Consider the following 24,274-nt stretch of genomic DNA (forward strand, 5'->3'; position numbering starts at 1 on the left):
GAAAGACTTGAAACTTCTTACAAACAAGCAGGCAGGACAGAGATATCAAGCTTTGTTCTGCCTGTTTTTTAATTTTTACGCAAAGCAAAACCGTAAAAAGGACAGGCAGCCCGCTGATCTCAGGTTCTTAATCGGATTTGGGCAAAAATAAAAAGGGCGGGCAAGATAACGTTTTATATCAAGCTTTATCTTGCCTGCTTCTTTGCATGGAAATGCTATTCCTGTCCTAAACCGGGTAAGAACCTGATCTCAGCCGTTGAATCCGCTACTTTGATCAGGCGTGATCGCTTGAATCATTTATTCTTCGAAGGTGGATTGGTTATCGTAGCTTTTTAGAAAAATGTGTAATTTCAAACCATAAAACAGTCGTAAATGGATTTCAATGCAATCGGAGCGATCAGAAACAGGCGTTACACTTTATTTATCTGACGATTGTTTTCCATAAAAACAGAAATAATCGACCTCGCTTATTCCTTCACGCTTGAATTCCGGCTTGTGCGAAGATCGAGAACATTATAAAATGAAATTATGAAAATCGCTTATTGTGAAGATGAAAAAACTCAGAAAGCGATTCTGGAAGAATCGCTTGGCCGTTGGGGCAAAACAGATCTGGTCTGGTATGAAAGTGCAGAACAGATGCTTTTTGAGTGCGACGGCCGATATCCGTTTGATTTGATCATCCTCGATATCCAGATGAAGAAACAGAACGGGATGGAGCTGGCGCGCAAGATCCGTCAGACTGACGCGCAGGTACCGATCTTGTTTTTAACGGCGATCAAGGAGTATGTGTTTGAAGGTTATGAGGTCAAAGCTCTGCGGTATCTGATCAAACCAGTTCAGGATACGGCGTTGTTCGCGATCCTCGATGAAATTCAATCTGCAGCTCAGCACTCGATTTTATTAAACGGAAGTCGGATTAACCTGAATGATCTAATTTATGTGGAAGCGGAAGCCCACTATTGTCATCTTGTTTTTGAAGATCATCGGCAGAAAGAGAAGATCGGCATCCGGGAGCTGAAGGCGATGCTGGACGAAACGTTTGTGATGATTCACCGTTCGTATCTGGTCAATATCGCCAAGGTGGATCAGATCCGCCGTGAGGATATCTCTGCGGGTCCGTTTACGCTGCCGGTCGCCCGGTCGCAGTTAAAGATTGTCAACGAGGCGTTCATTCAATATAACAAAGGAACAGGCTTATGATCGCGGTTTATCTTGTGGAGTGTTTGCCGGGAATCGGACTGATGATTCTGCTCTGGCTGCGGTTTCAGCGAAAAAGTCTGGCACTGGATTTGGCGGTGCTGGCCGGCGCGGCACTCAGTTATATGGGAACCCGCTCCTTTCTGCCGTTTTTCTGCGTTGCTTATCTGCTTTGTCTTGTCCTTGAACAGCAGCGAAGTCAGAGCCGGCCGGCGATTCTGGCGGTGATCGGCGTGAGTATGCTTTTCCTCGTCGGCTGCGGTGTATTGCAGGATCAGCTTCTGCTTTTTCTGATGATCAGCCTTTTGCTTTACGGCGTCGGCTGCGAAAACCAGCGGTTGCTGCGGCGCAGTTATGAAGACCGGATGATGGAATATCAGAATAAAATTCTGGTTCAGCAGATGGAGGAAGTCAATAATATCTATCAGATTATGCGCGGCTGGCGGCATGATTATCACAATCATTTACAGAATCTGAAAGCCCAGCTGCGGATGAATCAAATCGAGGAAGCGAAGAACTATCTGAACGCACTGGAACAGGATCTGGAAGACGTCTATGAACTGGTGGACAGCGGCAACCTGAACGTCGACGCGATCCTGAATTCAAAACTGTCGATGGCGATCAAGAAAGAGATCGCGCTGGATTACAAAGCGACCGTGCCGAGTCAGCTTACTGTCGCTGATCTGGATCTGTGCGTGATTCTGGGAAATCTGATCGACAATGCGATGGAAGCGTGCGAAGGGTTGGCGTCGGACCGGTTTATCCGTTTATATATCGGCGTCTTTAAGCAGCAGCTTTACATCTCCGTTGCCAATGCGACCGCGGAGGTGGTGCGGAAGATGGATGATGAATACATCACGCACAAACGAGGCAACCATGGGCATGGCTTACTGCGCATCAATCGGGAAGTGGAGAAGTACGGCGGGTATATCAACCGCAAGAATGAGCCAGGGATCTTCGTCACGGAAATTATGCTTCCTTTATAAGACCATTCGTGCATGAAATTTTGCATTTCGTGCACTTTTTTCTTATTCGGCACTGTTTTTCTTTATAATCAAAATGAAGATAACGACAGGAAGGGGCGTCATTATGAAATACAGTGTGCGCAGCACCTATCATCTGGTCTATTCCAAAATGTGGGACTTTGACCGGAAATTAGTTTATTACGGAATCGCCGAGGTGTTGTTCTCTGCGATAACGCCGTTGGTCGGAGTGTTCATGCCATCGCTGATCATTGCCTGTCTGGAACAACAGGCCGGCGTGCAGACTTTGATCCTCGTTTGTCTCAGCGCGTTTTTAGTCTACGGCGTGATCAACGGGATTCAGACCTTTTTAGAGAGTCGCTCGTCGACACAGTTTATCCTCTTTCGTTTAAAAAAGTTCTGGAGTGAAATGTTCCGCAGCACGATTACGCGGGACTATCAGAATGTGGAAGATTATAAAACACAGATCCAGATTGCGAAAACGGAGGAATGTTTATCGTCCAACGATCATGGTTTGGAAGGCTTTTGCCATCACAACATCAAGCTGGCCGTGAACCTTTTCGGCTTAACGTTGTACTCTCTGGTTATCGGGAAGACGAACATTCAGCTGATCGGCCTGTTATTGGGGTTATCGGTAATTCAATATTTTATTTATCGCTATGCCTGGAAAAAAGAAGCGGCGACCATGGAGGAATCCGGTCAGATCGTGCGGTCAATCTGGTATCTGCATAAGGAAACCTACAATGTGGCAACGGGGAAGGATATCCGCTTATATGGAATGCGAAACTGGATGGCTGAATTCTATCGAAGCCTGATCCGCCGGCTGGAAAAGATTGAAGGAAAGGTCCGGAGCGCTTATTTTATTTATGACATGGCGGGTATTTTCATTCAGGCGGTCCGGGATCTGGCGGCTTACAGCTGGCTGATTCTGAGTCTGATGCACGGTATGAGCATCGCGCAATTTGTCTTTCTGTTAGGCGTGATCAGCGGCTTTTCCACATGGTTTTCCACAATCAGCGAAATGATATCGTTGTTGAGCAACGATCTGATGCGGATTGGTTATTACCGCAATTATACGGAATCGGAAGTGGTTCATGCAAAACATGCGGAACCTCAGGATGCATCGGAATCCATGGCCATTACCTTTGATCATGTATCGTTTCAATATGACAAACAACGCAAGGTTCTGGATGATTTTAATCTGACGATCCCAGCGGGGCAGAAAGTTGCGCTGGTAGGAATTAACGGGGCTGGCAAAACGACGCTGGTCAAGCTGTTGTGCGGCCTGTATCGGCCGGACAGCGGCCGGATTTTACTGAATGGCCGGGAGCTAATGGAGAACAACCGGGAAGCGTTCCAAAAACAACTGGCGGTGGTGTTTCAGGATGCGATGATCATGTCGGTGACGATCGCTGAAAACATCTCCGGCAAAAATCTGGAAAACACGGATTGCGAAAAAGTGGTCGAGGTATTGAAGCGGGCGAATCTCTGGGAGAAGGTCAGTCGTCTGCCGCTGCAGGAGAAAACCTATCTTGGAAAAGATCTGAACGCGGACGGAATTCAACTTTCCGGAGGCGAGGTTCAGCGGCTGATTCTGGCACGTGCTTTATATAAGGAAGCGAAGATGCTGATCCTGGATGAACCGACCGCCGCGCTGGATGCGATCGCTGAAAGCGAGATGTATAAAATGGTGAACAATCTGGTCGAAGACCACACGGCGTTGTTTATATCCCATCGTCTGTCCTCCACCCAGTTCTGCGATCGGATCCTGTTTCTTGAACACGGGATGATTGTGGAAGATGGCACCCACGAGGAATTGATGAAGTGGAAAGGCAAATATGCCAGGATGTTTGAAGTTCAAAGCCAATATTATCAGGAAGGAGGGGAAGTCTATGAGTTTGAAAACAGCCTGGCAGGAAACCTGTAAATTCATCCGGATGATGCAGAAGAGCGAACCCCATGTGATCGCCTATCTGATCCTGACCGCTGCGATTACGGCGGCCGTGCCCTTTCTGCCGATTTACTTCTCCGCTCAGATTTTAAATTTCCTGATCGCCGGTCAATTTCCGCAGGCAATGCAGAACGTTTACTGGATGATCGGTTTCAGCGTTATTCTGGGGTTGAGCAGTAAGGCTTTGAATCAACGTTTTCTTAAGCTGCGCGATCTGTCGAAATACAAAATCCGTCAGCGTGTTCTTGAAAAAGCTTATCAGATTGAGTATGAAGAATTGGAAAAAGCAGAAACGATCGACGAAATCCGCAAGGCGGATCAAGGCAGTAACGGCGGTGGCGGTACGGGGGAACAGCTTCGGGATCTGCTTCAATTTCTGACGATGTTCTTCTCCATGCTTTATTCTTTGGTCTTTGTCGCTGTTTTGTTAGTTCAGATTTTTACGCGGGCGCAGGACTATTGGATGCCGATAGGCTGTTTAATCTTCCTTTTCGTTGTATATGTGGTGGTCATTGTGATCGGATCACGATTGAGCGCGAAAGCAGGAAGACTGCTTCAGAAAATGAAACGGGATAACGTCCATAACAACGCGATGTGCGGGTATATCGGCAATCTGGGAATGAGTATTCAAAATGGCAAGGATATCCGGTTATATCAAATGAAGGATTTCCTGATGGAACTCTTTGACAAGACGCTGATAAGCTCCCGGCTTTATATTGCCTGGGGCACAACCAACGGCAAGATCAACGGCGTCATCACCTTTCTGACGCAGCTGGCTTCCGGGATGACCTATCTGGTCATCGGCATCATCGCGATGCAGGGTACCATCGGCATCGGCGAGGTCATGTTGTACGCCAACGCGATCCTGCGCTTCACGACCTCGTTAGTCACACTGGCGGCCAGCTATAACAACATCGCCTATCGTTACGAATACCTCAACAGCTATGAAGCCTTCATTCAACGTCCGAATATGAGCTATGAAGGGACGCTGCCGGTGGAGAAACGGGATGACGGCGAATATCATCTGACCTTCGATCATGTTTCTTACCGCTATCCGGGCCAGAGTGAAAACGCGCTGAAGGATATCTCCTTTGATCTGGAACTGAAGAAACACTTTGCGGTCGTCGGGCGCAACGGCGCGGGCAAAACGACGTTCATCAAGCTGATGTGCCGGCTGGCGGAACCGACAGAGGGAAGAATCCTGCTGAATGGAATTGATATCCGGAAATACGCGTTTGAAGAATACGTCCAGATCTTCTCCGTCGTTTTCCAGGATTTCAAGCTGATGGAAATGCCGCTGGGCGAAAATCTGGCGGCCTCGGCCCATGTCGATGAACAGAAGGCGATGCAGGTACTGGAGGAAGTCGGACTGAGCGCCAGAGTCGCGGGTATGGAAAAAGGATTGAAGACGCTGCTGGGCAAAGAAAACGGTGAAGGCATCCTGCTCAGCGGTGGGGAAGCTCAGAAAGCCGCGATCGCCCGAGCGCTGTATAAGGATGCGCCCGTCGTGATTCTTGACGAACCGACGGCGGCGCTGGATCCCCTGGCAGAAGCGGAAATCTATGAAAATTTCAACGAACTGGTGAAGGATAAGACTTCGATCTTTATTTCACACCGCATGAGCAGCTGTAAGTTCTGTGATGAAATCGTCGTGTTCGACCACGGACAGATCGTCCAGCGCGGAACCCATGATCAGCTGGCCGGGCAGCCGGGCTTGTATCAGGAACTGTGGGAAGCGCAGGCGCAATATTACAGGCATCCTCCGCAGACGCTGGAAATGATTGGATCGCAAGCATAAACGGAAGGCAGGCCACGCCTTACGGATCGGAAAAGCGAAGAGAAACTGTTCGCTTTCCCGGTCTTTTTCTTATCCTGACGAAAAGTGGTAAAAGAGTGGGCAAAGTGGGAAAGCAGAGGATGAAGTCTGGCAGATTGATTGTTTTTTAGCCGGGGTAAGGTTACAATGAAACTAAAGAAAGAAGGGTTATCATGAAGATTGGAATTGGCTATTTACAAAGTATGAACGCGGATATGGAAGACCGCGATGTGCTGAACCGGAACTATCTGCAGGAATTATCCAAACGCTGCGGCCACACGTTGGAAATCGTACCGGCGGAAGCCTTGAAAGACGAAGCGATGACCGTTGTGTTTGTGGGTGGGGGCGGAACGGAGGGTCGCTTCCTCAAGCTGGAGCCATATTTAAAGGCACCGGTTTTCCTGTTGACCTCCGGCGAAAATAATTCGCTGGCGGCGTCGATGGAAATCCTGTCCTATCTGCGCCAGAAGGGCGTGCAGGCGGAAATCCTGCATGGGGATCTGGACGATACCGCGGCCCGGTTAGCGGATCTGGTTCAGGTGTTCAAAGTCAAGCGGGAGCTGCAGGGGCTGCGCTTGGGCAGCGTCGGCGAGCCTTCAGACTGGCTGATCTCCAGTCATGTGGACGCTCGGGAAGTCCGGGAGAAGACCGGAATTGAGCTCGTTACGATTTCGATGGACGAATTCTTTGCGGAGATTGAAAAACATCAGGTCGAGGAAAACGAATATACCCGGCAGCTGCGCCAGCAACCGTGGCCGGAAGCGGAAATGCAGAAATCACTGGAAATCTACGGCGCGCTCAAGCGGATCTGTCAGAAATATCAGCTGGCCGGAGTCACGGTGCGCTGCTTCGATCTGTTAGGTCCGGTCAAGAGCACCGGATGTCTTGCCTTGGCAATTCTCAACGCCGAGGGCGTTTATGGCGGCTGCGAAGGCGATATGCCGTCGTTGATCGCGATGACGCTGATCGGCAAGCTGACGGATCAGCCGGTCTTCATGTGCAATCCGTCGCGGATTCTCTCCCGGCAGAAACAGATCATCTTCGCGCACTGCACGCTGCCGCTGACCATGCCGAGCGCTTTCCGGCTGATGACGCACTTTGAATCCGATCTGGGCGTTGCGCTGGCCGGCCATTTAAGAGAAGGCGACGCGACGGTCTTCAAGTGTTCCGCGCTGATGGACCGTTACTTTGTCCAGGATGGCGAAATTGTCGAAAATCTGAACGAAAAACACCTGTGCCGCACGCAGATCCGGGTTTCCCTGCCGCAGGGATTGGACACGCTGCTGCGCGAGCCGATCGGGAATCATCATCTGATCGTGCTGGGTCATTATGCCCGCCGCGTGCAGGAGTTCTTCCGCTTCCGCTGAGCGCCAGCCAGAATTTACTAATAAAAATTTCATAAGTCGTAAGTAAAATTTAAGATATTCCTTAACGTTATCCTTTATAATAAAAGCGGAAACGAGGTGCAGGAAATGAAAAAAACAGTCGCAGCAGCTTTGGTGCTGATCTTGTTGATCAGCGGTTGTCAGAATAAGGAGAAGCCGCAGCCCACCGAGGACGGCATGCTTCCGGCACCCGAGGAACAAGTGATCAACAACGAACTGCCGGGAATTGACCTGGCGTCGGCGAAGCTGCAGATCACGCAGACCGCGCCAATCCGGATCGCTTCGGAAACCGTCCGGCTGTCGATCAGCGAGGAAACACTGGACGGCTGTACGATGGACGCGGGCGAGGAAGCGAAGAAGGCCGGGCTGAAAGGCACGGTCATCCTGGCTGGAACCAAAATGAATCCGGGGCTGTCTATTTTCCAGCTGTTTACTGCGGAAGCGATGAGTGCCAAACCGCTGACCACAAGCAAGGGCAGCTGGAACGCGGAACAGTTAAAAGAACATCAGATCTGGACTAACGGAACAGTGTCTTTAGTCAATATGAACAATTTGATCGGACGCACAGAAGGCGAAGATCAGCGGACAATCGCGGATCAGATGACGCGCTGGGTTTACGACGAAACTGCCGCGGTCGGCGAAATGCTTCAGGATTACCGCGTGCCGAGTCCCGCTTTATTCAGCGATCTGGACGCCAAAAGCAAGCAGATCGAAAATCTGAAAGTGACGGTCGCGTATCTCAAGCAGACATCCTTCCCGTCCGGAATTGAACGCACATTCCAGTCGATTGACGGACTGACGCTCAACGGCGATGGGTATGTCGTTTCCCTGAGCTTTAACAAAAAGGGAAAAGAAACGGTATCGCTGCCGGTCTTCATCGTTCAGCAGTACAACAAGGACACCCTGAAACCGGAAAGCTATTTCAACCTTCAGGATCAGACCGTGCTGATCACCAAGCTGAGCAGCGACGCGGTTCTTGAAGAAACACCGGAGCGGAAGGTGGTCGACGTTGCGGTTCCGTTCTATGAAGGCCAGGATCTGGCGGAACGCTTCGCGAACGCCGTCGGCAGTAAGGAAAAGAAAAAGGATTACGCCTGGGCGAAAGAGGTCGTAGCGCAAATGCGGACACAGCTGGTCGATTTCTACGCGAACCAGATTGGAAAATAAACAGAAAAAGCAAGGATGGATTAAAATTCCGCCTTGCTTTTTTTGTTAAAACGAGTTAGTCTGAGGTGCAGTGAAAAACATGATTTTAAAAAAAGCAGTGCAAGGAAAGATCTGAATTCTCACGCCCGCGTTGCACTGCTTTTCCACCCCCACTGACGGCGCAGCCTTTTTTGACACACAGGATAAACCGTTGATCAGGCATGAATCATCCTTCTAAAGAAAAGAGGGTTCATTCTTCACTCCCCCTCCCTGGATCCCGGGGTGGATGTTGTTCATTGATAGATCAGTGTTCCTGTCCTCATTATAAGGCGTAGGCCGGAAAAAGCAGAGACAGAGGGAAAAAGAAAAACCGGGCTTGTTTTAACCCGGTTGGCTGGCAGGAAAAGGAACTTGTGATGTCTGCGGTCAAATGTCGATGCCCAGCCAGGCTTTGATCGCCAGACCGACCAGAAAGGAAATCACGGCGACCGAGCCGGAAATCACAAACATCTCAAGAAACCGCTGCTTGAAATTGTAGTCCTTGGCGACGGAAATATAATAATTGAAAACCAGAATAATCAGCGTCACCGTGACTAACAGCGCGATCAGCGCCGGGATGTAGGCTTCCGCCGGAAGCAGTAAATACGGCAGGCTCATCAAAGCGACGGTGATCATATACATGACGCCGGTATACAGACACGATTTGACAGCCTGCGGGTCATTGTCACTCTTGGCGGAGAGATAGGCCGAAGCGGTCATCGAGAAGGTCGCGGAAACGCCGGTGATCAAGCCGGACAGAGCGACCAGCCGGTTGTTCTGCAGGGCGAAGGTCAGGCCGGCCAGCGTTCCGGTCAGCTCGACTAAGGCATCGTTCATGCCCAGCACCATCGAACCGACAAACTGCAGGCGTTCCTCATCAAGCATCGCCAGCAAGGCTTGTTCATGCCGCTCTTCATCCTCGGCGATTTTCTCGGCTTCCGGAATTTCCTGAATTAAGCTCGTATAGGCTTTATCCGCCTTGTCCTCGCCGTTTTCCATCAGTTTCAGAGCGAAGGTATAGCCGAAAATTTTAGAAAGCAGGCTGTACCAGAACACCTTGCCGGTGTTCGGCTTGGGCTGCAAGCCGGTATATTTTCCCCACAGCTTGCCATGCGAGGCTTCTTCCTGGGCAATTTGAATCAGGATCTTGCGGTCTTCCTCCGACTTGACCGTCGCTGCGATTTTTTGATAGATATGATATTCGTCAATTTCATTCTGCTGCATCCGAATCAGGGTTTTCAGGGCAGCTCCGGAACATTCATTCATGTGGTTTACCCCCTATTTCTGTACTTCATATTACACTATTTGACGGAAGAATTCAAAATGGAATGGAAAAGAAACGGGCGGACAGCCGGCAAACAAAAGCGAAAACACCGCGGAAGTTCTCCCAGCTTAAAATAAGCGGCTGCGGCAAGGACGGAAAACGAAAATCAGAGCGGCAGTCAGGGGAGAATCAATCAACCGGCGAGCAGTCGATAAAGTTCAGCGGCAGTCCTTCAAGCAGCTTTTCCGCCATCGCAACCCGGCTGAAATCCTGAAGTACCAGCGGTGCATGCGCATCCCATCCATAACATACCGGACACCGCATGGCGGCGGCGATCTCCCAGAACTTCCGGAACGGATAGGCGCAGGTCGTTTCCGTGGATGCTGGATCAGTCGTGCTGATCCGGTATTTATGCTGGCCGTAATGTACGCCGTTCAGGTTGATTTCCAACGGAATCCCCGTCCTTGCGCTGACCGTGCAGATCCGCTTGGCCGCTTCCGCGCAGGCGGGGGTGAAGGTGCGGCGGCCAAGCATGAAGTAATCCGGATGGGCAATCAGACTGAACCAGCCGATCGCTACGGCTTTTTCAATTTGATCGGCATAGAACAGCACGTCTTCATCATTATTATAGGCGTCGTAATCATAGACCAGCTCATAAGCTGGATTCGTTTCGATCGCTTTGAAATGTTGACCGAGAATCAGATAGTCCACTTCACCGTGGAGTTGTTTTAACAGTTTTTGATGATCCTCGAGATACTCCGCTTCATAACCAAACCGCAGCATGATCCGATCCTGATATTTGACTTTTAACTTGATCATGGAATCAACGTATTCCTGACGCTGGTCATAGGCCATGCGGCAGGTTGGCAGATGCAGCTCGGGATAGGGCATGTGATCGCTGAAACCGAGCTGCTCAAAACCAGCCTCGATCGCGCTGAGCACCATCTGATCATCAGTTCCGCTGGCATGACCGCAGCGGAAGGTGTGCGTGTGCAAATTGAATTTCTGCATGGTAAGTTCTCCTTTGACCGGCATCGTGCAGGTTAAGTTCAGTGTAACGGATGTCCGGCATCAAAGCAATCCTATTTCCTATTCCGCGGCAGCGGTTGATCCCGAACTTTGAAAAGCAGGCTGATTCAGCGGAGAATGCGATCAGAATCCGGGAGTTCCGGGTTATTTTGGCTAAAGACAGCGCCTGTATTCTATGATACAATAGCGGAGAAAAAGGGGATTTTATCAACCATGAAAGAAAGAGAAAAGTTATCTTCCCGGCTGGGATTTATTTTAATATCGGCTGGCTGCGCGGTCGGTCTGGGCAATGTCTGGCGGTTTCCGTTCATCACGGGCCAATATGGCGGCGGCGCGTTTGTCTTAATCTATTTGTTTTTCCTGATCCTGCTGGGGTTGCCGATTATGGTCATGGAATTTTCTGTCGGCCGGGCGTCTCGCAAATCAGTTTCGCATTCCTTCGACGTCCTGGAACCCAAAGGGACGCGCTGGCATGGGTTTAAAGCGATGGCGGTCAGCGGCAACTACATTCTGATGATGTTCTATACGGTGGTCGGCGGCTGGATGATGAACTATGTGGTTAAAATGAGTTCCGGCAGTCTGAACGGTTTGGAAGCGGCGGACGTGTCCGGGGTGTTTGACGCCATGTTGAAATCCCCGGCGCAGCAGATCGGTTTTATGGTGCTGGCGGTCCTGCTGGGATTTCTGGTCTGCCGGTTAGGCTTGAAGAACGGTGTAGAACGGGTATCCAAGGTCATGATGTCCTGCCTGTTTCTGATCATGATCGTGCTGTGCGTTCGTTCGCTGACCTTGCCGAATGCGATCGAAGGATTAAAGTTTTATCTGATTCCGGATTTTAACCGGATGCTGGAGGCGGGCATCAGCAACGTCATTTTCGCGGCGATGAGTCAGGCATTCTTCACGTTGTCGATCGGTATGGGATCGCTGGCGATCTTCGGCAGCTACATCGGTAAAGAACGCAGCCTGTTCGGCGAGAGCTTAAATATCATGGCGCTGGATACCGTGGTTGCGCTGCTTTCCGGGCTGATCATTTTTCCGGCCGCGGCGGCTTACAACATACCTGTCGATTCCGGACCGGGACTGGTGTTCATCACGCTGCCGAATATCTTCAACTCAATGCCCGGCGGGCAGATTTGGGGAACGTTGTTCTTCATCTTCCTGTCGTTTGCCGCGCTGACGACGATCATCGCGGTATTTGAAAATATCGTGGCCTTCGCAATGGATTCAGGGATGTCGCGGAAGATGTCGGTAGGGATGAATATTATTCTGCTTCTGGTCTTATCACTGCCTTGTGCGCTGGGCTTCAATCTGTGGAGCGGCTTCCAGCCGTTGGGCGCCGGCAGCACGATTCAGGATCTGGAGGATTTTATCGTTTCCAGCAACATTCTGCCGTTGGGTTCGTTGATCTACCTGATGTTCTGTACGCGGAAATGCGGGTGGGGCTGGGATGCGTTCATCGAGGAAGCGAACGCCGGAAAAGGACTGCGCTTTCCAGAGAAGATCCGCGGCTATCTGCGCTGGGGTCTGCCGTGCATTGTCATCTTCATCTTTTTCCAGGGCTACTATGCCAAGTTCACCGGTTTCGCGCAGTTCTGGCTGCCGTTAATCATCGTGGCCGGCATCATGATGTTCCCGCTGAGCGCCTGGCTGAGTCAGCGTAAATCGTAATAAAAACCCTCGTCTAATTGACTCTTCTATCAGGGAGTTGATTTTGGACGGGGGTTTTCTTTGTGCTTTGCGGACGTTCTTTTCATTTGGAACAGCCAGACTTCGCGGGAATCGAGACTCACGCCGGAATATGGGACTGAACTGATTCCATGTTTTCTAAAATTCAATTTCTCTTTCCTTTTCCAGCCAGTTTATTCTTTGTCCAGCCGGCAATACTTCACGAAATGACTCACGGAAAAATGCTTTGGGATTGCCTGCCTGAGTAAGAAAATAATTTCCAACGACCGCTTCCCAATGTCCGCATAAAGATATTTTTTGTGGATTTTTATTTCTCTTGATCGAAAAAATACAACCAATATCTATCCCAGATTTTCCTTTCAAGCTCAGTGGCGAGTTATCTTATGTTTTCTGTTTTGTTTTGATGAATATTTGAAGATCAGCCTATGAGTTCAGGCTGAGTCAAAATTAAAACCAACATGGCCATTATAAAAGGCAAGGCCACGAACAGAAAGTTGGGAATTCCTTTTGGATTGTCGTAATCTGTATAGATTCTCTTTCCCAGATAGTAAATTTTGATTGTTTCTGGAAAAGTAGTTCTTCCATCTACTCGAAATTGGACTATTTTAGTTCTCTTTCGTCTGCCCTTTATTGAATACGAATACCGCACAGCTTCGATTCCACTACCATCCGCATAATAGTAGCTTTTTTGACTGCCTGTTATCGTTGCGTCAACAACCTGCCCTGATTGTTTTGCTTTTTCAATTTTCTTTTCTTGTCCCCATCCGATAATTTTTTTATTAAGCAAAATGATCTCAATAATCCATACCATGACAAAGGTCAGCAAAGCCGGCGCTGCAGGAATAATCAACTGCATGGCTTGTTTCCAGAGTTCTTCTTCACTCGTAAGCATGTTCCTACTCCCTATCCAGTTCTCATTGATGGAGAAATTATACCATCTTTCATATCAACAAAAAACAGAAGTTCTGTGTTTAACGTAAGCCAATACAAAAACTTCTGTTTTAAGAATTTGGCATAAATGAACTTCGTTTGATTAGAGAGAACGGGCGCGCTCAACCCGGCGGAGCTTGCCTTTGACAGAAAGCTCTCCCGCTCGGATTAACGGCTGTGGATCGGCTTGAATCAGCGTAATAAAGGTCACCCGTTCCTGTACTTCGATCGTTCCGATCTGTTCTGCACGATACCCCACGCTGCATAAAGCGCCGACAAAATCACCAGGGCGCAGCTTATGCTGCCGGCCGGCCCGGATTAAGATCGTCGCTTTGTTTTGTTTCAGTTCAGCCGCTTTCTCCGGCTGGCTTTGATTTTTTGTTTTCCAATGCGCTAATCCTGAGTGATCATCCAACGGATCCAGTTCGAAAGTTTCATCCTGAATTTCCAACGTTTCCAGAAAGGACGAGTAGCGGTTCTGCTGATTGGGCGTGAGGAGGGCAACCGAGGTACCCGGCTGATCAATCCGTCCGCAGCGCCCGCAGCGGTGAATGAAGGATTCCAGATTCAATGGCAGATCCCAATGCACGATCAGCGATAAACCGTCGATATCCAGACCCCGCGCCGCTACGTCAGTCGCGCATAAAATCCGCAGCTGTCCCTGACGAAATTGTTTCAGCACGGCAAACCGTTGATCCTGTTCCATCCCGCCGTGCAGGGCATCCGCACAAACCCCTTTTTTCTTGAGCTGTTCTGCGACTTCTTCCGCCATCACCTGCCGGTCGCAGAAAACAATCGCGGAGGGTGTCTGGATTGTGGAGAAGACATGAAGCAGACCCGTGAGTTTTTCAGTGTTGGAAACCGTCAACGAGGTCAGGCGGATATTCTGATTTGTCTGGCGAGGCGAATCAATCTGGATCATCAAAGGATCGTGAACCGTGATTTCCGCCAACTGTAAAATTTCCGGACTTAGGGTTGCGGAAAACAAACAAGTTTGAATGGGGAAAGGAAGCTTTTCTAAAATCTGATGAACGGTTTCTGTCAGCCCCAGCGAGAACATCTGATCCGCTTCATCCAGAACGACCATTTTCAGCTGAGAGAGATCGAGCGTTCCCTGTTCTATATGATCCCACACCCGGCCCGGGGTACCGACGACAATTTGAACTCGCTGCTTCAGCTGGTATTTCTGACTTTTCATCGGCTGCCGGCCAACCAGCCGTACACACGTCAGACGTCGGAACAAACTGAAATTCTGGATTTCCTGAGTGATCTGATCAGCCAGCTCACGCGTCGGAGCGAGGATTAACGCCTGCGGAAGCCGGTCTTCAAAATGACATTGTTGGCAAACCGGGAGGGCGTAGGCTGCGGTTTTTCCTGAGCCGGTCTTCGCCTGGACCAGACAATCCCGTCCCTGAAGAAAAGCGGGAATCACCTGTTCCTGAACCGGGGTGGGTTGCGTGTAGTGCAGCGCTTCAACCGCCTGACGCAAATCGGCTTCCAGTAGTTCAAATACGTTGTTGCTATTCATCGGGAGAACCTCCTGTCATTTCTTATAATAAAGAATAAGATCAATAAGTCTGGCTCTCAGCATATCAGCAGAAGACTAAAAACACAAGGATTAAATCAGGTCTACAAATGTAATGTTATCGTAAGGTTTTCTGATGAGCGGCCATGCTACAATGAAAAAAGGAAGAATCTGGGGTGATATCGAATGAAACAGCGGAAAGACCGGATTATTTCGTCAGCCATTTTATTTTCTGTGATCCTGGCCGGCGTCTGCGTCGTCTGGTGGGGATATGCATCGCAGTATCAGAAAATTTTAGGAACAAGTCCTTTCTCACCGATGCTGCAAAAGCCTTCCCCTGCATTGGTCTTTACCGTTTTGACCGCAGATTGACCGCCGGGATCTTTGTTTTCTTATTCAGAAAGAAACTTCCGTTTTTTCAGTTGCGGACAGCCGTGGCGGGGATTATGACGACGCTTGTTTTGATCAGGGCAATGGAATGGGCTAACGAATCTGATTTTCCCAGTATCCTTGCTTTCCTCTCACCGTTAAGCATGCGATATCTGTTTATTTCTCAAAGTCGTGCGCATTGGACTGATGTCTACCTTTCTTTCATTCTGACTTGTATGCTCTGCGGAATTCTTTTGTCTGTTTTGATTGTCAGAAAACAAGTTCATTGGAGCTGGACGGCGGTTCGCATGACGATTCTGGCGAATGTATTTGCGATCGGTACGATCCATGGCGGAATGCTTACGTTATATCCTTATGTTCTGGAAGTTCTGATCGAAATTCTCATTGCGGAACAAATCATTCAGGGGATACAGCGCTGGATTGAAAAATGAAAGTGGGAAGTAAAAATGAACTCACAAGGACCGACAATTTTATGCCGCATTTGTAGTTGGCTGCTAATCTATTTATCCCTCGTGCTGGGCTGCTGGCAGTTTTATGGGGGATGTCGCTTTTTCCACTTTTATGGAGATGTCCGCATCATTCCGGGGACGTTGACGCTTTTTATTCTTATAGGAATGTCGATTCTGGGAGCGGTCTTATTTATCCTCAGCGATTCCATACACGCTTTGGCAGGATTCGCTGCGGGATTGGTATTGGAGCTCGTTTTATTAACGGTGGCAGTCTACGATGATGGACTTTTAGGTGCTCTTCTGATCTGTACCTTACCAGCACTTCCTTATTTGATAATTTTAAAGATCATTAAAGTGATTACCGGTCTTATCATCCCCATTTCAGCGGTCACAGGAATTCTATTTTTACTTCAGTTTGTTTTGATTGGGCTGAGTTTCAAATATATTAAAAAGCTCCATTGGGGATGTATCGCATCCCGGCTGGTGGTGATCAGCGGTTATGCGCTGTTCTGTTTTTACGACAATGTCCTTGAAACCTGGATGCTCAGCTTCTTCAGCATGCTGACGCTGGTCAGACTGGCGGAAATTCCGTGGATTTGGGTGGACACTCCTGCAAAGCGGAGTTTGAAAGCAGAAAAGGGATCAACAGATGAATAATTCGCGATACAGAATGATCTTATACCGGGCGGGCAGCTGGCTGCTGATCTATTTGTCGCTGTCGCTGGGCTATTGGCTGAGCTGGGGACCGGAACTTCATTCCCTGCGATTCTATGGCGAGCCGTGGGTTCAGCCGGGGATTTCTTTTATCATGATTTCGGTCGGGTTGATGATCGTGGGCCTTTATTTATTCTGGATCAGCGATGCAAAATACCACATCGCAAGCTTTGCGGCTGGACTGGCAGTTCTCCTGTTTTTAATGACGCTGATGCCGCTGGATGACGGTTATTTTGCGGCGTCGCTGCTGCTGGAGATCCCCGGAATTCCACATACGCTGATTCTGAAATTTTTGAAGAGAATGCTGGGCCTTGCATTGCCGATCGGACTTGCGCAGTCCGCCGCGTTTCTTTTTCAAGCAGGATTGGCGGCGTTGTATATAAACAAGGCAAAAAAGATCCGCTGGGGATTTGTTGCGGTCAAGCTGGCGATCGTCAGCGTTTATGGGCTATTCGTTTTTTATCCTGAATTAAACGGCGAATGGATGCTTAGCTTTTTCGATCTGCTCAATCTGATCTGGCTGGCGGAGCTTCCCTGGCTGGGACTGGACTTCTCCGCAAACCCAAAGCCGTAAAAAACCAGCGCCCAACTTAATCACTGCTTTATAACGCCTTTTTCAAGCCTTTTCATGATACAATCAAAACGAGGTGATCGTCGTGAAAAACGGTTGGTTTACGATCAAGGAAGTTTCCGATTTGTTTGATAATACGCGCGGAGCCATTCGCTTTTATGAAGAGAAAGGGTTGATTCATCCGCGTCGGGACGAACATGATTTCCGCTGGTACAGCGTCGACGATATCTTTCAGCTGTTCTATTTAAGACGTTATGCGTCGATGTCGTTTTCGCTGGATGAAACATTGCATACCTTTGTCAAAAAAGCCCAACTGACGCTGCCGGAAATTCAGGCTCAGATCACGAAACGCGAACAGGAACTGGATGTGCAGATTGAACGGCTGATGCGTCAGCGGGAAGAGCTGCGAAAATACCAGCGGGTTCTCCGGGAGTGCCAATTCCCGCGCACGGTGATTGAGGAATGTCCGGATTATTATGTTCTGAGCGCGGATGCTTTCGCAAAGATGACGGCTGCCGATCTGTCGGCGCTCAAAGCGCTGATCGCGGCAATGCCTCTGACCAGTGTTCATGCCGATCTGATCGAAGGACCTTCCGGCTGGCATTCAGTCACCAGTCTGGGGATCATCGAAGCCAATGCGGGCGGCAGGGATTCCATTGCATCCGAAAATGCGCAAGCTGCAAGCCTCAAAAGCAGCGGTTCGCTGCGTGTGCTGCGAATGGGACGCGATGCCGGGGCAGCTGATCGAAAAAGCGCTGGCGTTTCGGCACGAGGTGATCGCCTCCGGCAAGACGGTGCACTCGTTTGTCAGCACCAGTCTGATTCTGGTCCACACCCAGGAGGGCAAGACGATCGAATATCACAAATGTTACGTTCCGTTTCAGGATTGTTAAAAATATCACTTGCCTGTACAGTACCTGTATACCCTAAAATGGTTCCAGAAACGTTAGGAGGGAATCAGAGATGAACTTATCTCGCAGAGAGTTTCTGAAAAGCTCCCTGGCCGCGGCCGCGGGCATGGGCGCACTGGGGTTGCTGGGGGCTTGCAGCACCAATGAAAACACAACATCGACACCATCGCCGGAAGTCACGGGGGACACCATCGCCGCTGCGTTAGATGCGCCATATACCGCGCTGTCCGCAGATGCGATCACAGAGAAAACCGTGGATTTCGTGATTGTCGGAGCCGGGCCGGCCGGCCTGTGCGCCGCCGTGAAAGCTGCGGAAAACGGCCTGTCCGTCGCTGTGGTAGAGAAAACCGGCGCGACCGGAGGCTGTGCAAAATTCGGCATGGGCATCCTCGCGATCGGCACTGAGCTGCAGAAAGCGCAGGGAGAAGAACTGGATCTGGACGCGATGTACAACATGTTCACGGAGTACACGCACTACCGCACCGACTGCGTGCTGATGCGCCGGTACTTCGAGGAATCGAAGGAAACGCTGGAATGGATCGAATCAATGGGCGTCGAATTTGAAGAAGCCGCGCGTTATTTTGAAAAATCCTATCCGACCTGGCACATTGTCAAATCAGAAACGGGTGTGATCGGCGGCGGTCAGGCGAAGACCATGACCGATCATCTGGAAGCTCGGGCCCGCGAACTGGGCGTGGAGTTCTACCTGGAAACCCCGGCCTGCCTTCTGGAAACGGAAAACGGCAAGGTCAGCGGCGTCTGCGCCGTCAGCACGGATGGCAAGCAAGGCTATCATTTCCTGTGCAATGCGGCCTTGATCGCCACCGGCGGCTTTGGCAACAACGAAGAATGGGTTAAGGAACAATTCGCTTTGAATCTCGATCAGGACTTCTTCGGCATGCGCTTCCCGGGACATGAAGGCGACGGCATCCAGATGGCGTGGAATGCCGGCGTGAAGCAATCGGAGATGATCGAGGAAATGATCTTCGATATCTTCCAGCCAGGCTCGACCGGAGCTTATACCAACGATATCAAGCTTGTCATGCAGCAGCCGAACCTGATGGTCAATCAACAAGGCAAGCGGTTCTTCAACGAGGAACAGGTGCAGAACACGACCTATACCGGCAACTCGCTGCGCAATCAGACAGGCAACACCGGCTTCATGATTCTCGATGAGGCGATCAAACAGAGCTATGTTGAGGCGAATCATGTCGATTTCACCAGCCGGGTCTGGAATACCGACGACTTCACACAATTTGACGCGAACTTCAAGACGATGGAAGAATCCGGTTACACGGCGATCGTCAAAGCTGATACGTTGGAAGAACTGGCGAACAAGATGGGCATTGATCCGCAGGGCCTGGCGGCAACGGTTGAGGAATACAATCAGCTGTGCGCCGACGGTTACGATCCGTTAGGCAAGGGTGCGGCGTATCTCAAGCCGATCACGACCGCTCCGTTCTATGCGGCGCAGTATTATCCATCCAGCTATAGCACGCTGGGCGGCATCAAGGTCAATTCCAATCTGGAAGTGCTCGATCAGAACGATCAGGTCATCACCGGTCTGTATTCGGCGGGCACCGATTCCTGCACGGTTTACGGCGACAGCTACATGTTCCTGCTTCCAGGCAACACGATGGGCTATTCCGTCAACACTGGCAAGTTTGTCGGCGAAGCGGTCAGCGAACTGCTGAAAAAATAAGTGCAATCCCAATGATTAAACGAACTGGAGTCCATGTGATTCCAGTTTTTATTTTATCTTTCCGTGAATTTTGTTTGTCTAAACGCTCTCTCTTGCTTTCCTTGCGTTTCCCATTCCGATCAGATCAAACAGGCTGATGTTGATCTGATCGGATATCCCATGTCCCTCAGGTTGGGCAAGCTGCGATCTTTTTGCGGCCGAAAAGAAAACCCGGGGGACATCAGTGCCCACAGCCAGCTGCGTATAAGCGGAAATCGCTGAAAAAAAGTTGGATTCCGTGAGAAATCCAACCGGTAAAATCGGGAGCGGAGAGGGTTGTGATCAAGCCGGCATCCTGTTTTGAAGCTTACGGATGCGATTAATCCAGCTTGTCGATCTGACGTATAGCGGCACAGAGAACATCGGCTCCTTTGGCCAGATTTCCATAGTCTGTCCATTCTTTCGGGCAGTGGGTCAGTCCGTTATGGCTCGGCACAAAGATCATGGCCGCAGGCCAATGTTTGGCGAAGATCATCGCGTCATGGCCTGCTCCGGAATCCATCCTGAGCGTGCTGAAATGCAGGGCTGCCGCCTGTTCTTCCAAGATCTTTGAAAATTCTGCGCAGCAAGGCGTCGGCGGAACGTCCGAATACAGCGTCAGCTCCGTTTTAACGCGGAACCGGGATTCCATCGCTTTGAGCTTCTCTTTTAACAAAGCTTCCAGTTCATTTAGAATTTCCGGTTTTCCACTGCGGAAATCAACGGAGAACACAGTGCGTCCGGGCACGGCATTGATCTCGTTTGGATGATTTTCAAATTTTCCGAAGGTGACCGTCGCCCGGTTTGGATAATGTTCTTCAACCAGCGCGGCCAGTTCGCTGATCAAGGTGCAGGCGGCGATGCCCGCATCTTTTCTTAAATTCATCGGAGTAGAAGGGTGAGAAGTCGCACCGTTCACCGCGACTGTGAACCAGCGGCAGCCATAGATCGTTTCCACGATGCCCAGATCGGTGTGCGTGCTTTCCAATCGAATTCCCTGTTCGAGATGCAGCTCCAAAAATGCCTTGATCGAATCCGCTTTTCTGCAAGTCATTTCCAGATTGCCTGAAAAGCCGCATTGCCGGATTGCTTCCCGCAGTGTAACGCCATCCTGATCCCGCAAGGTATCCAGCTGAGCTTCGCCATTTTCACCGGCGATATAGCGGCTGCCGGTCAGATTCGGGAACCGGGCGCCTTCCTCCATGATTGTCGCCAGAACCTGAAAGGAGCTTCTTAACGGTTTTCCGCTTTCCTTCAACATTCTTGCGGCTTCCAAAGCACAGACGATGCCGGCCTGACCGTCGAAATAACCGGAACAGCGGACGGTATCGAGATGGGAACCGGAGAGAATTACCGGGGCGGTTTCATCGGTTCCCTTCAATTCGCCATAGACGTTGCCGACGCCATCTTCCCAGGTCTGCAATCCGGCAGCTTCCATTTCTTTTTTCAGATAATCGACGGCCTGCAGGTAAGCCGGGGTATAGCTCAGCCGGGTCGTCCCTTCCTCGCCCGGTGCGCTGAAATCACGGAGTGTTTCCAGATTGTTTTGAATACGGAATCGATCAGCCATAGATAAACCTCCTGTTTTTATGATAATGTCAAGAAAAAATTGACAATATCAACTTTTGGTTTTATTATAACGATAAGCCCAGGGAAAGTCAATGTCGTTTATCAGCCCTGGAACAAGGATAAAGATTTGAAGATGAGGTGTGTTATGAATCAGGAGAATGGCAAGACGATTCAGTCCGTTGAACGGGCGCTGAGCATCATTCAGTGCATTGATCAATCCGCCAACGGATTGACGTTGACAGAATTAAGTGAAATGTTGAATCTGAACGTCGGCACGGTGCGGGGTCTGGTGATGACGCTGCTGAATAACGGTTATCTGATCAAGAGTGAGAAGAACAACCGCTTTTTCCTCGGTTATGAATTTCTGATGAAGGCCAATCGGGTCAGCGAAGGTTATGTCCGTTATCTCAGGACCTGTGCGTTTCCATATATGGATCGCATCGCGGCAAAGCATCAGATGAATATCTGGCTTCAGATTGTTCTGCACAACCGGATCTATACGGTAGACGTCGTGGAACCAACCCAAACGTTTTATACTTACAGTCCTAAAATGGGGGCAGATATTCCGCTGCACGCTTCAGTGTCCGGCAAGCTGTACGTCGCATCGCTGGCGGAAGCGGAACGGAATCTTCTGGTTTCGGCGCTGGATCTCAGAGCGATTGTGCCGAATACAATCACGGACCGCGCGGTTTTCCGGCAGGAAATCGAGAAGATAGTCCGTCAGGGCTATGCGACGGTCAATGAGGAAACCGATATCGGCATGAGCGCTGTGGGCGTACCGATCATCACGGCGAGGCAGCATCTGGCGGGGACGCTGAGCACGGTGGCGCCGACACCGCTGTTACGGATGAAGCAGGAAGACGTTTTGCCGGAGCTGCTCGCTGCGTGTCAGGCGATCGCCGCTCATCTCTGGCAACAGGAAGTTGATTCGTTATTTTAATCCATAAGGATGAGCTTTCTTTTATAAAAGGAAAAGAAAGAAAAACCGTCAGACCCGAATGAAACATCAATTCAAAGTCTTGTGTTTAAGCCAGCCCAACAGGCGGGTCAAAGTATAAACAGGAGCAGAAAGTGGGAAAGCAAAGCCACTTAGCTTGCTTTCATGCAATATTTGCAACCGCATTATGCGCGGTAATGGAGGTAATCATGAAAAAAGAAGATTTTCTGTGGGGATCCGCAACTGCGGCCTATCAATGTGAAGGCGCGTGGAACGAAGGAGGAAAAGGGGAAAGCAACTGGGATGCGTTTGTCCACGATCCGGATAAAAATCCCAAAGGCATCACCGGCGACGTCGCCAATGATTTTTATCATCGCTATAAGGAAGACATCGAATTGCTTGCAAAGGGAAATCAGAACACCTTCCGTTTCTCCCTGTCCTGGAGCCGGATCATCCCGTCGTCAAATTGGCAGATCAATCCTCAAGGCGTGGCGTTTTACCGCAGCGTGCTGGAAGAATGCCGCAAGCACGGCATTGCCGCCAATGTGACACTGCTGCACTACGATATTCCGCAATGGATCGAGGCGGAAGGCGGATATCTCAACGATCAGTTCCCGGCCTATTTCGCCCGCTATGCCGGGATGGTTTTCGATCTGTTCGGCGATTCCATTCCGTATTACGTCACGATCAACGAAATAACGCACAATGCGAACTGTGCTTATCTGCAGGGAAAGTATCCGCCGAATCATCACAGCGTGCAGGAGCTTTGCCACGTCGGTTACAATCTGGTGATCGCGCATGCCCGGGCGGTTGCGGAATTCAGAAAACGGAAGCTGAACTCTAAAATTGGCATCGTGCATACGACCAATACCGTTCAGACGCTGCTGGACACCGAGGAATATCGGATTGCCCGCCATCGCGGCGACCTGTTTAAAAATCTGTGGGTGACCGATCCGGCGATTCTGGGACATTTCCCGGAAGATTTACCTGGTTTGTTAGAGGAAGCGGGCATTGATCTGAGCTTTGTTAAAGCGGAAGACCTGAAACTTCTCAGCGAGAACACGATTGACTTTCTGGGTCAGAACTGTTATACCCGGACGCTGGTTAAGCCGTATGTCAGCGGCGAAACGAACTATTACCGCGATTATGAAGGAAAAGGCGAAGTGCTGGAAAGACTGGTTGTCAAAAACTGGTTTGAAAGCGACTATGATTTCTCTCTGCCGCGGGATGAATGGGGCCGGGAAATCTATCATAAAACGGTCTATGACATGCTTAAGGGGATTCAGAAGCGGTATGGCGATATTCCGGTATTCATCACGGAAAACGGCTGCGCGCTGTACGACGAGGTCGATGAAAACGGCGAGATCCACGATGACAAGCGAATCGATTTCATGAAAAATGTTTTCCATTGGATGTTGAAGGCCCGGGAGGAAGGCTGCAATGTGATCGGCTATTATGCCTGGAGCAACGTCGACGTGTACAGCTGGATTAACGGTTATAAAAAGCGGTATGGTCTGGTCTATGTCGATTTTGATCACGATCTGAAGCGGATTCCAAAGAAAAGCTGGTTTTGGTACCGCGACTTTATCGCTCACAGCGATCGGGATTAACGCTGCAATTCGCCGTGTCCAGCGGCAAGCAACCGGCTATTTGCAGGGATCGGCGTGCGGATTCAGAAAGCAAAGGGTTTGCGGCGCTGTCCAAGCCGGATTAGGCCCAGATCATTTCCGGGCACCTTGAGAAATCAGGCGGATGCCAGAAGCCGTAAAAAGTTTCTGGCAGTATCAGGGCAAGCGTGGCGAAGGACTCTGAAAATGGCCGGCGCTCTGCCTGAAAATCATTTCACGTCATTCAAAACGGTCAGTACCTGAGACGGCAGGGGATTGACCGTTTTTTTTGCACAGAAGGAAGAAACATCCCCGGTGTTGTGCGGAAACGGCGCGGCGTCTTTTCAAACAGAAGGATTTCAGGGAATGACGATTCTCCCATTGTTTTGTAAAAAGTGGATATTTTGATCTTCAGACTCAGCGGACACAGAGGGAATAAAATCTTAAAAAGTTCT

The 24,274-nt window shown here is 50.0% G+C and carries 20 protein-coding genes; 15 read left to right on the forward strand and 5 right to left on the reverse strand.

From position 1 onward, the window contains the following. The first annotated feature begins 528 nt into the window (after nt 1-528). The 6 genes from I2G61_RS07045 (at nt 529) to I2G61_RS07070 (ending at nt 8,499) form a co-directional block, all read left to right on the forward strand. Nucleotides 529-1,200 carry a LytTR family DNA-binding domain-containing protein gene (locus tag I2G61_RS07045; protein ID WP_072685137.1) on the forward strand — a complete coding sequence of 224 codons (672 nt, stop codon included), beginning with the start codon at nt 529-531 and terminating at the stop codon, nt 1,198-1,200. Continuing rightward, entirely contained in the window at nt 1,197-2,183 is a 987-nt protein-coding gene (locus I2G61_RS07050) for a sensor histidine kinase (RefSeq protein ID WP_229100702.1), read from the forward strand. The genes I2G61_RS07045 and I2G61_RS07050 overlap by 4 nt, the downstream gene beginning before the upstream one ends. Nucleotides 2,184-2,286: 103 nt before the next feature. Next, nucleotides 2,287-4,107, forward strand: a complete 1,821-nt coding sequence (locus I2G61_RS07055) for an ABC transporter ATP-binding protein (protein ID WP_195548073.1) — start codon at nt 2,287-2,289, stop codon at nt 4,105-4,107. Continuing rightward, the gene (locus tag I2G61_RS07060; protein ID WP_072685135.1) at nt 4,073-5,929 is read left to right on the forward strand and encodes an ABC transporter ATP-binding protein; all 1,857 of its coding nucleotides are present in this window, start codon (nt 4,073-4,075) and stop codon (nt 5,927-5,929) included. The genes I2G61_RS07055 and I2G61_RS07060 overlap by 35 nt, the downstream gene beginning before the upstream one ends. 191 nt (nt 5,930-6,120) lie before the next feature. Continuing rightward, on the forward strand, nt 6,121-7,314 hold the full coding sequence (locus tag I2G61_RS07065) for a hypothetical protein (RefSeq protein ID WP_072685134.1): 1,194 nt from the start codon (nt 6,121-6,123) through the stop codon (nt 7,312-7,314). A gap of 105 nt (nt 7,315-7,419) precedes the next feature. After that, complete coding sequence (locus tag I2G61_RS07070; protein WP_195548074.1) at nt 7,420-8,499, forward strand: hypothetical protein; 1,080 nt, start codon at nt 7,420-7,422, stop codon at nt 8,497-8,499. A gap of 405 nt (nt 8,500-8,904) precedes the next feature. Here I2G61_RS07070 and I2G61_RS07075 read toward each other — a convergent pair whose 3' ends face one another. Continuing rightward, nucleotides 8,905-9,783 carry a VIT1/CCC1 transporter family protein gene (locus I2G61_RS07075; RefSeq protein ID WP_072685132.1) on the reverse strand — a complete coding sequence of 293 codons (879 nt, stop codon included), beginning with the start codon at nt 9,781-9,783 and terminating at the stop codon, nt 8,905-8,907. Nucleotides 9,784-9,970: 187 nt separating this feature from the next. Then, a complete protein-coding gene (locus I2G61_RS07080; RefSeq protein WP_229100703.1) occupies nt 9,971-10,792 on the reverse strand; it encodes a histidinol-phosphatase in 822 nt (273 codons plus the stop codon). Between the two features lie 231 nt (nt 10,793-11,023). Here I2G61_RS07080 and I2G61_RS07085 point away from each other — a divergent pair, with 231 nt between their 5' ends. Next, on the forward strand, nt 11,024-12,478 hold the full coding sequence (locus tag I2G61_RS07085) for a sodium-dependent transporter (protein WP_195395522.1): 1,455 nt from the start codon (nt 11,024-11,026) through the stop codon (nt 12,476-12,478). Between the two features lie 436 nt (nt 12,479-12,914). Here I2G61_RS07085 and I2G61_RS07090 read toward each other — a convergent pair whose 3' ends face one another. Beyond that, a complete protein-coding gene (locus tag I2G61_RS07090; protein WP_195548076.1) occupies nt 12,915-13,388 on the reverse strand; it encodes a hypothetical protein in 474 nt (157 codons plus the stop codon). A 141-nt stretch (nt 13,389-13,529) separates the two neighbouring features. Beyond that, nucleotides 13,530-14,954 carry a DEAD/DEAH box helicase gene (locus tag I2G61_RS07095; protein ID WP_195395524.1) on the reverse strand — a complete coding sequence of 475 codons (1,425 nt, stop codon included), beginning with the start codon at nt 14,952-14,954 and terminating at the stop codon, nt 13,530-13,532. A 183-nt stretch (nt 14,955-15,137) separates the two neighbouring features. Here I2G61_RS07095 and I2G61_RS07100 point away from each other — a divergent pair, with 183 nt between their 5' ends. The 6 genes from I2G61_RS07100 (at nt 15,138) to I2G61_RS07125 (ending at nt 19,688) form a co-directional block, all read left to right on the forward strand. Next, a complete protein-coding gene (locus I2G61_RS07100; RefSeq protein ID WP_195395525.1) occupies nt 15,138-15,323 on the forward strand; it encodes a hypothetical protein in 186 nt (61 codons plus the stop codon). Between the two features lie 251 nt (nt 15,324-15,574). Continuing rightward, nucleotides 15,575-15,772 carry a hypothetical protein gene (locus I2G61_RS16425; protein ID WP_229100704.1) on the forward strand — a complete coding sequence of 66 codons (198 nt, stop codon included), beginning with the start codon at nt 15,575-15,577 and terminating at the stop codon, nt 15,770-15,772. Nucleotides 15,773-15,787: 15 nt separating this feature from the next. Further along, nucleotides 15,788-16,447: a hypothetical protein gene (locus I2G61_RS07110; protein ID WP_195548077.1), complete on the forward strand. Its 660-nt coding sequence runs from the start codon at nt 15,788-15,790 to the stop codon at nt 16,445-16,447. Further along, nucleotides 16,440-17,078, forward strand: coding sequence for a hypothetical protein (locus I2G61_RS07115; RefSeq protein ID WP_195548078.1), 639 nt, complete (start codon nt 16,440-16,442; stop codon nt 17,076-17,078). Before I2G61_RS07110 ends, I2G61_RS07115 begins: the two co-directional genes overlap by 8 nt. Nucleotides 17,079-17,160: 82 nt before the next feature. Continuing rightward, a complete protein-coding gene (locus I2G61_RS07120; RefSeq protein ID WP_195548079.1) occupies nt 17,161-18,042 on the forward strand; it encodes a MerR family transcriptional regulator in 882 nt (293 codons plus the stop codon). Then, entirely contained in the window at nt 18,039-19,688 is a 1,650-nt protein-coding gene (locus I2G61_RS07125; protein WP_195548080.1) for an FAD-dependent oxidoreductase, read from the forward strand. The genes I2G61_RS07120 and I2G61_RS07125 overlap by 4 nt, the downstream gene beginning before the upstream one ends. A 358-nt stretch (nt 19,689-20,046) precedes the next feature. Here the strand turns inward: I2G61_RS07125 and I2G61_RS07130 are convergent, their stop codons facing one another. Then, the gene (locus I2G61_RS07130) at nt 20,047-21,276 is read right to left on the reverse strand and encodes a M20 family metallo-hydrolase (RefSeq protein ID WP_195548081.1); all 1,230 of its coding nucleotides are present in this window, start codon (nt 21,274-21,276) and stop codon (nt 20,047-20,049) included. 144 nt (nt 21,277-21,420) lie between these two features. Here I2G61_RS07130 and I2G61_RS07135 point away from each other — a divergent pair, with 144 nt between their 5' ends. After that, nucleotides 21,421-22,215 (forward strand): IclR family transcriptional regulator, encoded by a 795-nt coding sequence (locus I2G61_RS07135; protein WP_195548082.1) that lies wholly within the window; start codon nt 21,421-21,423, stop codon nt 22,213-22,215. A 206-nt stretch (nt 22,216-22,421) separates the two neighbouring features. Further along, nucleotides 22,422-23,822, forward strand: coding sequence for a glycoside hydrolase family 1 protein (locus I2G61_RS07140; RefSeq protein ID WP_229100705.1), 1,401 nt, complete (start codon nt 22,422-22,424; stop codon nt 23,820-23,822). The last annotated feature ends 452 nt before the right edge of the window (nt 23,823-24,274 follow it).

Origin of the sequence: Holdemania sp. 1001095H_141210_F2 (assembly GCF_015558105.1) — a bacterium.
Classification (GTDB): domain Bacteria; phylum Bacillota_I; class Bacilli_A; order Erysipelotrichales; family Erysipelotrichaceae; genus Holdemania.

What these genes read in the sequence shown, in the direction of transcription:
- I2G61_RS07045 (WP_072685137.1), top strand. Translation starts at nt 529, where the DNA reads ATGAAAATCGCTTATTGTGAAGATGAAAAAACTCAGAAAGCGATTCTG.
- I2G61_RS07050 (WP_229100702.1), top strand. Translation starts at nt 1,197, where the DNA reads ATGATCGCGGTTTATCTTGTGGAGTGTTTGCCGGGAATCGGACTGATG.
- I2G61_RS07055 (WP_195548073.1), top strand. Translation starts at nt 2,287, where the DNA reads ATGAAATACAGTGTGCGCAGCACCTATCATCTGGTCTATTCCAAAATG.
- I2G61_RS07060 (WP_072685135.1), top strand. Translation starts at nt 4,073, where the DNA reads ATGAGTTTGAAAACAGCCTGGCAGGAAACCTGTAAATTCATCCGGATG.
- I2G61_RS07065 (WP_072685134.1), top strand. Translation starts at nt 6,121, where the DNA reads ATGAAGATTGGAATTGGCTATTTACAAAGTATGAACGCGGATATGGAA.
- I2G61_RS07070 (WP_195548074.1), top strand. Translation starts at nt 7,420, where the DNA reads ATGAAAAAAACAGTCGCAGCAGCTTTGGTGCTGATCTTGTTGATCAGC.
- I2G61_RS07075 (WP_072685132.1), bottom strand. Translation starts at nt 9,783, where the DNA reads ATGAATGAATGTTCCGGAGCTGCCCTGAAAACCCTGATTCGGATGCAG.
- I2G61_RS07080 (WP_229100703.1), bottom strand. Translation starts at nt 10,792, where the DNA reads ATGCAGAAATTCAATTTGCACACGCACACCTTCCGCTGCGGTCATGCC.
- I2G61_RS07085 (WP_195395522.1), top strand. Translation starts at nt 11,024, where the DNA reads ATGAAAGAAAGAGAAAAGTTATCTTCCCGGCTGGGATTTATTTTAATA.
- I2G61_RS07090 (WP_195548076.1), bottom strand. Translation starts at nt 13,388, where the DNA reads ATGCTTACGAGTGAAGAAGAACTCTGGAAACAAGCCATGCAGTTGATT.
- I2G61_RS07095 (WP_195395524.1), bottom strand. Translation starts at nt 14,954, where the DNA reads ATGAATAGCAACAACGTATTTGAACTACTGGAAGCCGATTTGCGTCAG.
- I2G61_RS07100 (WP_195395525.1), top strand. Translation starts at nt 15,138, where the DNA reads ATGAAACAGCGGAAAGACCGGATTATTTCGTCAGCCATTTTATTTTCT.
- I2G61_RS07110 (WP_195548077.1), top strand. Translation starts at nt 15,788, where the DNA reads ATGAACTCACAAGGACCGACAATTTTATGCCGCATTTGTAGTTGGCTG.
- I2G61_RS07115 (WP_195548078.1), top strand. Translation starts at nt 16,440, where the DNA reads ATGAATAATTCGCGATACAGAATGATCTTATACCGGGCGGGCAGCTGG.
- I2G61_RS07125 (WP_195548080.1), top strand. Translation starts at nt 18,039, where the DNA reads ATGAACTTATCTCGCAGAGAGTTTCTGAAAAGCTCCCTGGCCGCGGCC.
- I2G61_RS07130 (WP_195548081.1), bottom strand. Translation starts at nt 21,276, where the DNA reads ATGGCTGATCGATTCCGTATTCAAAACAATCTGGAAACACTCCGTGAT.
- I2G61_RS07135 (WP_195548082.1), top strand. Translation starts at nt 21,421, where the DNA reads ATGAATCAGGAGAATGGCAAGACGATTCAGTCCGTTGAACGGGCGCTG.
- I2G61_RS07140 (WP_229100705.1), top strand. Translation starts at nt 22,422, where the DNA reads ATGAAAAAAGAAGATTTTCTGTGGGGATCCGCAACTGCGGCCTATCAA.